We start from the raw sequence: 10,154 nt of genomic DNA on the forward strand, positions 1-10,154 counted from the left end.
CGGCCAGGCGTCCCCCCGCACCCCGCACGTCAGGGCCCGCCGCGCCGGGGATGCCGTCACCCCTCGGTGCGGGGCGGGCGGCTCGCCGGCGGGCGCCACCGCCGCGCGCCTAGCGCTGCCGGGGCGGGCTCCAGCCTTCCCCGCCCGGGTCGCCGTCCTCGTCGAGCCGCAGGGCGAGCCTGCTGATCGCCGAGCGGACCCCGTCGCCGTAACCGTCGTGGGCCAGACAGTCCGCCGCGCTGCGGGCGCTGCGCAGATGACTGCGGGCGGCCTCGGCACGGCCGAGTTTGACGTAGTCGGCGGCCAGGTTGAGGTGCAGGGACGGGAAGAATCCCTGGACGCTGGCCGGGTCGCCGCCCGCGTGGCCGCCGGCGAGCTCCTCGGCCGCCGACAACGCCCTCAGGTCCCAGGCGAGTTCGTCACCGGGGTCGTCCTGGGTGTCGGCCAGGTAGTGGGCGAGGGTGCAGCGGTGCAGCGGGTCGCCGTCCTCGCCGATCTCCGCCCACAGGTCCAGGAAACGGCTGCGGGCCTCCTCGCGGTCGCCGCCGTGGTGCAGCATCACGACCTGTCCGATCCGCGTCAGCACGGCGTCCGGCGCCGCCTGCTCCTGTCGCTCCGCCACGGGGCCCCCTCCGGGCTGTCGAACGTTGTGTGGCTTCCGACGCTAGACGGCGCCGCCGTGATTCCCGGGCAGGCGGCGCCGTGGCCCGTCGGCCCGGCGGCGGCCGGCGCCCTCAGCCCAGGTTCGGGATCCGCCAGTCGATCGGCTCGTGGCCCTGCGCGGCGATCGCCTCGTCGATCTGCGTGAACGGGCGGGAGCCGAAGAACTTCTTCGCGGAGAGCGGCGAGGGGTGCGCGCCCTTGACCACCACATGACGCGACTCGTCGATCAGCGGGAGCTTCTTCTGCGCGTAGTTGCCCCACAGGACGAAGACCGCCGGGTCCGGGCGGGAGACCACCGCGCGGATCACGGCGTCGGTGAACTTCTCCCAGCCCTTGCCCTTGTGCGAGTTGGCCTCGCCCGCCCGCACGGTGAGGACCGCGTTGAGCAGCAGCACGCCTTGCTCGGCCCACGGCATCAGATAGCCGTTGTCCGGGACGGGCAGGCCCAGCTCCTGCTGCATCTCCTTGTAGATGTTCCGCAGCGACGGCGGGGTCTTCACCCCGGGACGCACCGAGAAGCACAGACCGTGGCCCTGGCCCTCGCCGTGGTACGGGTCCTGGCCCAGGACGAGGACCTTCACCCGCTCGTACGGCGTCGCGTCCAGCGCCGCGAAGACCTCCTCGCGCGGCGGGTAGACGGGACCCTTCGCCCGCTCCTCCTCGACGAACTCGGTCAGCTCCTTGAAGTAGGGCTGCTGCAGTTCGTCGCCCAGTACCCCGCGCCAGGATTCGGGCAGCATGGCGATGTCGGTCACGTCAACGTCCTCACGATGTCCAGCAACTACGGTGTGCGGTCACTTGCAGGATTCAGAACCTACAGGCGACCACTGACAACCGTGCCGGGAGCACCGTTCACCAGCTGGTCTTGCGGTGCAGCGTCCACATCATCATGATCGTCGACGGGTCCAGGGCCTGCTCGCCGCCGGAGACGTCGACGCTGGCCGCCACGAACTGCCGGCCCTGCCACAGCGGGATCAGCCGGGCGTCGTTCACCATGATCTGCTGGGCCTCCTCCATGTCCTTGACGGTCTCGGCGCGGTCGCTCTCCGCGCGCGCGTGCGGCAGCAGCCTGCCGGTGATCTCCTTGGCCGGGTAGGGCGTGCCGAGGGCGTTGTGCTCGCCGACGAACGGGGCGATGAAGTTGTCCGCGTCGGGGAAGTCCGGGAACCAGCCGCGCCCGAACACGGGGTACTCCCCCTTCTGGTAGCCGACCACGTAGCTCTTCCACGGGCGGCTCTTGAGGGTGATGGTGAACAGGCCCGAGCCGTCCAGCTGCCGCTTCAGCTCCTGGAACATCTGCCCCGTCTCCGAGCCGTAGCGGTCGGTGGTGTACCAGAGGGTGAGCGGGACCCGCTGGGTGATGCCGGCGTCGGAGAGGATCTTGCGGGCCTTGGGGACGCTGGGGTCGCCGTAGTCGTCGAAGAAGCCGGTGGCGTGGCCGGTCAGGCCCTTGGGGACCATCGAGTACAGCGGGTCGACGGTGTCCTTGTAGACCTTGTGCGCGATCGCGCCCCGGTCGACGATCTGGGCGACGGCCTTGCGGACGGCGGGCTGCTTGGCCCAGGGGTCCTTGGGGTTGAACACCAGGTAGCTGATGTCGGTACCGGCGCCGTCGACCAGTTGGAGGTCCTCGCTGTCGTGTTCCTGCAGGGCGAGGATGTCGTCGGCGGCGAGGCCGCGGTAGGTGACGTCGATCCGCTTGTCCCGCAGCGCCTGGACCATGCCGGCGGAGTCCTTGAAGTAGCGGATGGTCACCGCGTCGTTCTGCCGCTTGGCGAAGCCCTTGTAGCTGTCGTTGCGGACCAGGACGGCCTGGCTGCCGTCCTGGTAGGACTGCAGCTCGTACGGCCCGGAGCCGTGCACGTCGGTGCCCTTGCGGAGGGAGTCGGCGGGGTAGTCGTCCGGGTCGACGATCGACATCGCCGGGGTCGCCAGCACGAACGGGAAGGTGGCGTCGGGCTGGTTGAGGTGGAAGACGATCTCGCGGTCGCCGGACGTCTCCACCCGGTCCAGGCTGCCGAGCAGTCCGGCGGGCCCGCCGGGGGCGTCGATGGTGCGGATGCGGTCGATCGAGTGCCGGACGGCCGCGGCGGTCAGCGCGTCGCCGTCGGCGAACTTCAGGCCGGAGCGCAGTCTGCAGCGGTAGGTGCGGCTCGTGGAGTCCGTGAAGCCGCAGCTCTGCGCGGCGTCGGGCTGCGGGGTGGTGGCGCCGTTCGGGTAGGCGAGGAGCGTCTGGAAGATGTTCCGGTACAGCTCCCAGGAGCCGTCCCAGGCCCCGGCCGGGTCCAGCGTGCTGGGGACGCTGGTGGTGCCCACGACGATCGGCTTCTCGTCGTCGGGGTCGCCGTCGGACAGCAGACCGCATCCGGCGACCAGCGATATGGACGCGATCGCCGCGACTTTCCGCAGGAATCGGTTCCGGTTGAACACGCGCACGCTCCTCGATCTGCCATACCAAGGGTCGGCAGACCATACCGCAGCGTCCGGGCGCCTGAACCTCCCCCGGAACAGCGCTCCTTGATCGATTCGGCGATGACGACGTTGTCAGTTCGCTGGGCGGATACCCAGGGGTGTTCCGGGCGCCGATCCGTCCGGAAATCGGCGCCCGGGAGGTGGCTCAGCCCACGCCGGCGTTGAGGAAGATCCCGCCGTCCACGACGAGTGTCTGGCCGGTGACCCAGTCGGACTGCCCGGAGGTGAGGAAAGCGGCGGCCCCGCCGATGTCGGAGGGGACCCCGAGCCGGGCGAGCGGGTAGGCGGCCGCGGCCTCCTCCTCGCGGCCCTCGTACAGGGCCTGCGCGAACTTGGTCTTGACCACGGCCGGCGCGATGGCGTTCACCCGCACCCTCGGCGCGAACTCGTGCGCCAGCTGCTGGGTGAGGTTGATCATCGCGGCCTTGCTGACGCCGTACGCGCCGATGAACGGCGAGGGCGCCAGGCCGGCGACCGAGGCGATGTTGACGATCGCGCCGCCGTTGTCCTTCTGCCACGCGTGCCAGGTCCGCTGGGCGAAGCCGAGGGCGGAGATCACGTTGGTCTCGAAGACCTTGCGGGCGACGTTCAGGTCGACGTCGGCCATCGGGCCGAACACCGGGTTGGTGCCCGCGTTGTTGACCAGGAAGTCGACCCGGCCGAAGGCCGCCATGGTCCGCTCGACGGCCGCGGCCTGGTGGTCCAGGTCGTGGGCCTTGCCGGCGACGCCGATGACCCGCTCGGCACCGAGCTGCTCGACGGCCTCCTTCAGGGCGTCCTCGTTGCGGCCGGTGATGCACACACGGTCGCCGCGCGCGATCAGCGCCTCGGCGACGCCGTAGCCGATGCCGCGGCTCGCGCCCGTGACGATCGCGACCTTGCCGGAGAGCTCCGGGAGTTCAGTCATGTCCGTGCTACCCCTGGATTCCTAGTCGAGCGGTCCGCCGGCGACGTACAGCACCTGGCCGGAGACGAAGCCGGCCGCCTCGCCGGTGAAGAACGCGATGGCGTTGGCGATGTCCTCCGGCTCACCGACGCGCTGCACCGGGATCTGGGTGGCGGCGGCCTTCTTGAAGTCGTCGAAGCCCATGCCGACGCGGTCCGCGGTGGCCTTGGTCATCTCGGTGGCGATGAAGCCGGGGGCGACGGCGTTGGCGGTGATGCCGAACTTGCCCAGCTCGATGGCGAGGGTCTTGGTGAAGCCCTGGAGGCCGGCCTTGGCGGCGGAGTAGTTGGCCTGGCCGCGGTTGCCGAGCGCCGACGAGGAGGAGAGGTTGACGATCCGGCCGAAGCCCGCGTCCACCATGTGCTTCTGGACGGCCTTGGTCATCAGGAACGAGCCGCGCAGGTGCACGTTCAGGACCGTGTCCCAGTCGGACGCGGTCATCTTGAACAGCAGGTTGTCGCGCAGCACGCCCGCGTTGTTGACCAGGATCGTCGGGGCGCCCAGCTCCTCGACGATCCGGGCGACGGCCGCCGCGACCTGCGCCTCGTCGGAGACGTCGGCGCCGACGGCGACGGCCTTGCCGCCGGCGGCGGTGATCTTCTCGACGGTGTCCTTGCAGGCGGCCTCGTCCAGGTCGATGACGGCGACCGCGTGACCTTCGGCGGCCAGCCGTACGGCCGTCGCGGCGCCGATGCCGCGCGCCGCACCGGTGACTACCGCGACCCGCTGTTCAGTGGTGGACATTGCTGTGTCTCCTCGCCCTTGAGAGAACCTGTCGGACCCTCGGAGAGAGAGTCCGTCGTGCGGTGAGCGACCGCTTAGTACCTTCAGCACCCGTGACGCTAGAAGCCCTGGCACCCGGTGTCAACGGCACATCCGGCCGGTGTGATCCATTACCTCACCAGGAGGTCCAGCAACCGCTCCGTCTCGGCGGCCGGGTCGGCGGTCAGACCGGTGTGCACGGGCCCGGGCTGCACCACGGTGGAGCGGGGCGCGACCAGCCAGCGGTAGCGGCGCCCGGCGTCGTCGCCGGCCGCCTGGCCGGCCTCCTCGCCGCCCGCGCAGTGCCGCTCGACCGCCCCGAGCGCGGCACGCACCCCGGCCACGTCGGCGGCCGGGTCCAGGGCGAGCAGCCGGGCCTCGTCGAGATGGGTGCGGGCCCCGACGTAGGCACGGGCCCGGCAGTACACGACCACGCCCGCGTTGATGCACTCCCCGCGTTCCACCCGGGGTACGACCCGCAGCAGCGCGTACTCGAACACGTCCCGGTCGCCGCCCTGGCCCGCCCGGGTGATGTGCCGCTCGGTCACATGGCCGGCCATGTGGATGTGGCGCTCGCTCACTTGCTCTCCTCGGTGCCGGGGCCGAGTCCGGTGATCCGCTCGGCGATGACGGCCGCCCGTGCGAGCAGCGGCCGTGCGTAGGCCCGGCGCAGGTCGTCCGGGGTGTCGAAGCCGGGCTCATCGGCGAGCCAGGTGTCCGGGATCTCGGCGGTGACCTCGGCCAGGAGGTCCTCGGTGATCCGGGGGGCGAGCTCGGCCGCGGCGGCGGTGACGTCGGGGGCGAACCGGGCGAGGGCGTGGTCCGAGGCGTCGTAGGGCCGGCCCGCGGAGGTCTCGGCGGCGGGCCAGTTGTGGTGCCAGATCATCGTGGCGCCGTGGTCGATGAGCCACAGCTCGCCCCGGTGCAGCAGCAGGTTGGGGTTGCGCCAGGAACGGTCGACGTTGTTGGTCAGCGCGTCGAACCAGACGATCCGGCCGGCCTCCTCCGGGCGCACCGGGAAGGCGAGCGGGTCGTAGCCGAGGGCGCCGGAGAGGAAGTCCATGCCGAGGTTGGTGCCACCGCTGCCCCGGAGCAGGTCCTGCACCTGCTGCTCCGGCTCCCCGAGCCCGAGGACCGGGTCGAGCCGGACGGTGACCAGCCTGGGCACCCGGAAGCCGAGGCGGCGGGCCAGCTCGCCGCACACCACCTCGGCGACCAGGGTCTTGCGGCCCTGTCCGGCACCGGTGAACTTCATGACGTAGGTACCGAAGTCGTCGGCCTCGACGAGTCCCGGCAGCGAGCCGCCCTCCCGCAGGGGGGTGATGTAGCGGGTCGCGGTGACTTCCTTGAGCATCGCCCCAGGCTACTGGGGTCCGCGGCGCGGCAGGGGCCCGCGGACGGCTGACGCGCCGCCACGTTCCGCACCCCTTCCACCACCGTACGGCGAGTGTCCGGCCGTGCCGTCTGAACGGCCGCCGCTCCGGAGCCGTACCCCATGACGGACGAGGAGTTGCTCCGCGGAAGGGAACGCCCACATGACCAGCGCATCACTCCACCCCGCAGCGGGACCGGCCCGACGCACCGTCGTGGCGGCGGCCGGGGCGGCGGGGCTCGCCGCCGCGCTGACCGCCTGCGGTTCGGGGGACGGCTCCTCCGGCGGCGGGGACACCGGGTCCGGCCCGGCCGGCACCGCGCTCGCCAAGACCGCGGACATCCCCGAGGGCGGCGGCAAGGTCTTCAAGGACCAGGGTGTCGTGGTCACCCAGCCGGCCGCGGGCACCTACAAGGCGTTCTCCGCCAAGTGCACGCACCAGGGCTGCGCCGTGAGCAGCGTGGCGAACGGCGTGATCGTCTGCCCGTGCCACGGCAGCCAGTTCTCGGCGGAGGACGGCAGCGTGCGCAAGGGACCCGCGACACAGCCGCTGGCCGGCGCGAAGATCGCCGTCTCCGGTGACGAGATCACGCTGGCCTGAGCCGGCTCAGGCCCGGCCGTACGCCCGTTTCAGGCAGCGGAGCACCTCGTCGGTGGTGGCGATCGTGGCGACCAGGGCGAGGGTGTTGCGGATCATGGCGGGGGTGTAGTCGGCCGGGACCCCCGCGACGGCGTCGGCCGGGACGACGGCGGTGTAGCCGAGGTTGACGGCGTCGAACACCGCGTTCGGCACGGCGACGTTGGCCGAGACCCCGGTGACGATCAGCGTGCGGCAGCCGAGGTTGCGCAGCAGGGCGTCGACGTCGGTGCCGTGGATCGGGGACAGTCCGTGCAGCCGCCGTACGACGAAGTCCTCCTCCGCGACCTCGATCGGGGGCGCGACCCTGACCGCCGTGCTGCCGGCCAGCTGGCGGACGGGCAGCCGTTCGGCGGCCCGGAACAGGCGTGCGTTGCGGTTCGCTCCCCGGCCGTCCGGACGGCGCTCGGCGATCGCGTGGATCACCTGCACCCCGGCCTCGTGGGCGGCCGCGACCAGCCGGGCCACGTTGCGCAGGGCGCCGGAGGAACGTGCCTCACGGGCGAGTTCGGGCAGGGCGCTGTCCGGTCCGACGACCCCCTGCTGGCACTCCACGGTGAGCAGGACGGTACTGCCGGGATCCAGGAGGTCGCCGAGTTGCTCGTACGACGCCATGGCACGCCCTTTCGCCGGGGTCCGGGCGGTGAGCGTAACCACATCGCGGGTCGAGCGGAAGCGGACGGGTTCCCTTTTCTGACGTCATGTCAGAGGATCACCGCAGCGGAGGAGTTCATCCGACACGACGTGAAGGAAGAGGGGGCGCCATGACCGTCACGCAGCAGCGCCGCGGCCGGAAGATCATGATGACGCCCGGCGAGCTGGACGAGTTCCTCACCACCCAGCGCACCTGCCGGGTCGCGACCGTCTCGGCGGACGGCACACCGCACGTGAGCGCGTTGTGGTTCGCCTGGGACGGCACGTCGCTGTGGCTGTACTCGGTGGTGCGCAGCCGGCGCTGGGCACAGCTGCACCGCGATCCGCGGGTGGCGGTCGTGGTCGACTCCGGCGAGGAGTACGACCAGTTGCGCGGGGTCGAGCTGGCCGGCCGGGTGGAGTTCGTCGGCGAGGTGCCGCGCACCGGTGAGCTGTGCGCGGAACTGGACACGGCCGAGACGCTGTTCGCCCGCAAGAACTTCGGCCTGGACGAGATGCCGCACGACGGCCGCCACGCCTGGGCCCGGCTCACCCCGGAGAAGGTCGTCTCCTGGGACTTCCGGAAACTGGGCGGCGCGTAGGGCGGGGCGGGCGGCTCGGCCCTCCCGGCCGGGCCGCCGGTGTGACCGGGCTGCCGGGCTGCGCCCTGTGTCAGCCGAGTTTCCGGGCGGCCTCCCGCAGCGCCTCCACGGCCGCGCGGATGGAGGGGCGGCGGTCGGCGTCCGCCCGCCAGATCACGTACACATGGCGGCGCACCCGCTGCCTGAGCGGCACCAGGGCCACGCCCTCGGGCACGGGGTGGCGGCCCAGCAGCGGGGCGATGCACACGCCCAGTCCGGCCGCGACGAGGCCGAGCTGGGTGTGGGTCTCACCGGCGCGATGGCCGATGATCGGCTCCACACCCTTGGAGCGCAGGGTGAACAGCAGCCACTCGTGGCAGAACTCGCCCTCGCCCCAGGTGATCCACTCGTCCTCCGCGAACTCGGTCAGATCCACCTCGTCCCGGCCCGCGAGCCGGTGCCCGACGGGCAGGGCGACGTCCGCCGGATCGTCCAGCAGGGGCGCCTTGACCAGACCGTCGGGTACGGGCATCGGCTTGTTGTACCAGTCCAGGACCACGGCGAGGTCGAGATCGCCGCGGATCACCCCGGCGACGCCCCGCTCCGGTTCCAGTTCGCTGGAACGCACGCGCAGCCCGGGATGCGCGGTGCGCAGCGCGCCGAGCGCGGCGGGGAACAGGCCACGGGCGGCGGTCGGGAAAGCCGACAGCCGGAGTTCGCCGACGACCTGGCCGCGGTGCGCCTCCAGGTCCGACTCGGCCAGCTCCACCTGTGACAGGATGCGCGCCGCGTGCTCCGACAGCAGCCGGCCGGCGTCGGTGAGCCGGACTCCGCGGCCGTTCTTCGCGAGGATCTGCTGGCCGACCTCGCGTTCCAGCTTGCCGAGCTGCTGCGAGACCGCGGAGGTGGTGACGTGCAGCGCGTCGGCGGCGGCGCTGACCGAGCCGTGCCGGGACAGCGCGTCCAGGGTACGCAGGCGCTCAAGGTTCAACATATAAGCAATACTAAGAGGTACCAGGCGGGGATTCTCGATTGTCCTACGAGGTCGCGTGCGTCATCGTGGAGCCCATGAGCACGGTCACCACGCCCCGGACCCGGCCCCCGGCCACCACCACCGCCCCTCCACGCGCCCGCCTGGACTGGCGGCTGCGCTTCGGCGCGCTGTCCCTGATCTGGGGCTTCAGTTTCCTGCTGATCAAGGTGGGCACGGAGGCGTACGCGCCGTTCCAGGTCACTCTCGGCCGGCTCGTGTTCGGTACGGCGGTGCTGCTGGCGGCGATGGCCGTGAAGCGGCAGCGGTTGCCGCGCGGGGCCCGGCTCTGGGGGCACATGGCGGTCGCCGCGTTCCTGCTGAACGCCCTGCCGTTCTCCCTCTTCGCCTACGCCGAGCTGACGATCCCGTCCACGCTGGGCGGCATCTGCAACGCCACGTCCCCCCTGTGGGGCATGGTGCTGTCGCTGGTCGCACTGTCCGAGGACCGGCCCACCCGGGTCCGGGTCGCCGGCCTGATGCTCGGCTTCCTCGGTGTGCTGACGGTCCTCGGGGTCTGGCAGGGCTTCCAGGGCCTGGACGCCACGGGCACGGCGATGGCGCTGCTGGCCTCGCTGAGCTACCCGGTGGGCTGGATCTACGTGCGGCGGACGCTGGCCGGCACGGGGAACTCGCACCTGTCGATGACCGGAGGGCAGTTGCTGCTGGCGACGGTCCAGCTGGCCGTCGTCACGCCCCTGTTCACCGGCGTCCCCCGGCACTTCTCGCTCGTCGCACTGCTCGCGGTGGCCGCGCTGGGCGCGCTGGGCACCGGGTTCGCGGTGCTCCTCCAGTACGGGCTGGTCGCCGAGGTGGGGCCCACCACCGCCCAGATGGTCACGTACTTCATCCCGGTCATCGCCACGGCCGCGGGTGTGGCGATCCTCGGGGAGTCGCTCCACTGGACCACGCCGGTGGGCGCGGCGGTCGTCATCGCGGGGGCCGCGCTCACCCAGCTCAGGCCGAAGAGCGCCTGAGGAGCCACGCCCACCCGGCTCGGGCCGGAGAGCGCCTGAGGAGCCACGCTCACCCGGTTCAGGCCGGAGAGCGCCTGAGGA

The 10,154-nt window shown here is 71.8% G+C and carries 12 protein-coding genes; 3 read left to right on the plus strand and 9 right to left on the minus strand.

What is annotated here, in order from left to right; translation table 11 throughout:
• Positions 1-109 precede the first annotated feature (109 nt).
• From GT045_RS11600 to GT045_RS11630, 7 genes are all read right to left on the minus strand, one after another.
• Positions 110-622 carry a tetratricopeptide repeat protein gene (locus GT045_RS11600; protein WP_161334100.1) on the minus strand — a complete coding sequence of 171 codons (513 nt, stop codon included), beginning with the start codon at positions 620-622 and terminating at the stop codon, positions 110-112.
• A gap of 112 nt (positions 623-734) precedes the next feature.
• Positions 735-1,418 carry a uracil-DNA glycosylase gene (gene ung, locus GT045_RS11605; protein ID WP_161290808.1) on the minus strand — a complete coding sequence of 228 codons (684 nt, stop codon included), beginning with the start codon at positions 1,416-1,418 and terminating at the stop codon, positions 735-737.
• Positions 1,419-1,515: 97 nt separating this feature from the next.
• On the minus strand, positions 1,516-3,093 hold the full coding sequence (locus GT045_RS11610) for an ABC transporter substrate-binding protein (protein ID WP_161334101.1): 1,578 nt from the start codon (positions 3,091-3,093) through the stop codon (positions 1,516-1,518).
• 187 nt (positions 3,094-3,280) lie between these two features.
• On the minus strand, positions 3,281-4,042 hold the full coding sequence (locus tag GT045_RS11615) for an SDR family oxidoreductase (RefSeq protein WP_161290804.1): 762 nt from the start codon (positions 4,040-4,042) through the stop codon (positions 3,281-3,283).
• A 21-nt stretch (positions 4,043-4,063) separates the two neighbouring features.
• Entirely contained in the window at positions 4,064-4,825 is a 762-nt protein-coding gene (fabG, locus tag GT045_RS11620; protein ID WP_161334102.1) for a 3-oxoacyl-ACP reductase FabG, read from the minus strand.
• Between the two features lie 149 nt (positions 4,826-4,974).
• A complete protein-coding gene (locus GT045_RS11625; RefSeq protein ID WP_161290799.1) occupies positions 4,975-5,424 on the minus strand; it encodes a DUF3037 domain-containing protein in 450 nt (149 codons plus the stop codon).
• Positions 5,421-6,197: a HipA family kinase gene (locus GT045_RS11630; protein WP_161334103.1), complete on the minus strand. Its 777-nt coding sequence runs from the start codon at positions 6,195-6,197 to the stop codon at positions 5,421-5,423. Before GT045_RS11630 ends, GT045_RS11625 begins: the two co-directional genes overlap by 4 nt.
• Positions 6,198-6,378: 181 nt before the next feature.
• Between GT045_RS11630 and GT045_RS11635 the strand changes: the two genes are divergently transcribed.
• Positions 6,379-6,816 carry a Rieske (2Fe-2S) protein gene (locus GT045_RS11635; RefSeq protein ID WP_161334104.1) on the plus strand — a complete coding sequence of 146 codons (438 nt, stop codon included), beginning with the start codon at positions 6,379-6,381 and terminating at the stop codon, positions 6,814-6,816.
• 6 nt (positions 6,817-6,822) lie between these two features.
• Here the strand turns inward: GT045_RS11635 and GT045_RS11640 are convergent, their stop codons facing one another.
• On the minus strand, positions 6,823-7,467 hold the full coding sequence (locus GT045_RS11640) for a cysteine hydrolase (RefSeq protein ID WP_161290793.1): 645 nt from the start codon (positions 7,465-7,467) through the stop codon (positions 6,823-6,825).
• Between the two features lie 149 nt (positions 7,468-7,616).
• Between GT045_RS11640 and GT045_RS11645 the strand changes: the two genes are divergently transcribed.
• Positions 7,617-8,087, plus strand: coding sequence for a pyridoxamine 5'-phosphate oxidase family protein (locus GT045_RS11645; RefSeq protein WP_161290791.1), 471 nt, complete (start codon positions 7,617-7,619; stop codon positions 8,085-8,087).
• A gap of 70 nt (positions 8,088-8,157) precedes the next feature.
• Here GT045_RS11645 and GT045_RS11650 read toward each other — a convergent pair whose 3' ends face one another.
• On the minus strand, positions 8,158-9,060 hold the full coding sequence (locus GT045_RS11650; protein ID WP_161290789.1) for a LysR family transcriptional regulator: 903 nt from the start codon (positions 9,058-9,060) through the stop codon (positions 8,158-8,160).
• A gap of 74 nt (positions 9,061-9,134) precedes the next feature.
• Between GT045_RS11650 and GT045_RS11655 the strand changes: the two genes are divergently transcribed.
• Entirely contained in the window at positions 9,135-10,073 is a 939-nt protein-coding gene (locus tag GT045_RS11655; protein ID WP_202527832.1) for a DMT family transporter, read from the plus strand.
• Positions 10,074-10,154 lie beyond the last annotated feature (81 nt).

The organism is Streptomyces sp. SID486 (genome assembly GCF_009865385.1).
GTDB lineage: Bacteria > Actinomycetota > Actinomycetes > Streptomycetales > Streptomycetaceae > Streptomyces.

What these genes read in the sequence shown, in the direction of transcription:
- GT045_RS11645 (WP_161290791.1), top strand. Translation starts at nt 7,617, where the DNA reads ATGACCGTCACGCAGCAGCGCCGCGGCCGGAAGATCATGATGACGCCC.
- GT045_RS11635 (WP_161334104.1), top strand. Translation starts at nt 6,379, where the DNA reads ATGACCAGCGCATCACTCCACCCCGCAGCGGGACCGGCCCGACGCACC.
- GT045_RS11630 (WP_161334103.1), bottom strand. Translation starts at nt 6,197, where the DNA reads ATGCTCAAGGAAGTCACCGCGACCCGCTACATCACCCCCCTGCGGGAG.
- GT045_RS11640 (WP_161290793.1), bottom strand. Translation starts at nt 7,467, where the DNA reads ATGGCGTCGTACGAGCAACTCGGCGACCTCCTGGATCCCGGCAGTACC.
- GT045_RS11650 (WP_161290789.1), bottom strand. Translation starts at nt 9,060, where the DNA reads ATGTTGAACCTTGAGCGCCTGCGTACCCTGGACGCGCTGTCCCGGCAC.
- GT045_RS11655 (WP_202527832.1), top strand. Translation starts at nt 9,135, where the DNA reads ATGAGCACGGTCACCACGCCCCGGACCCGGCCCCCGGCCACCACCACC.
- fabG (WP_161334102.1), bottom strand. Translation starts at nt 4,825, where the DNA reads ATGTCCACCACTGAACAGCGGGTCGCGGTAGTCACCGGTGCGGCGCGC.
- GT045_RS11615 (WP_161290804.1), bottom strand. Translation starts at nt 4,042, where the DNA reads ATGACTGAACTCCCGGAGCTCTCCGGCAAGGTCGCGATCGTCACGGGC.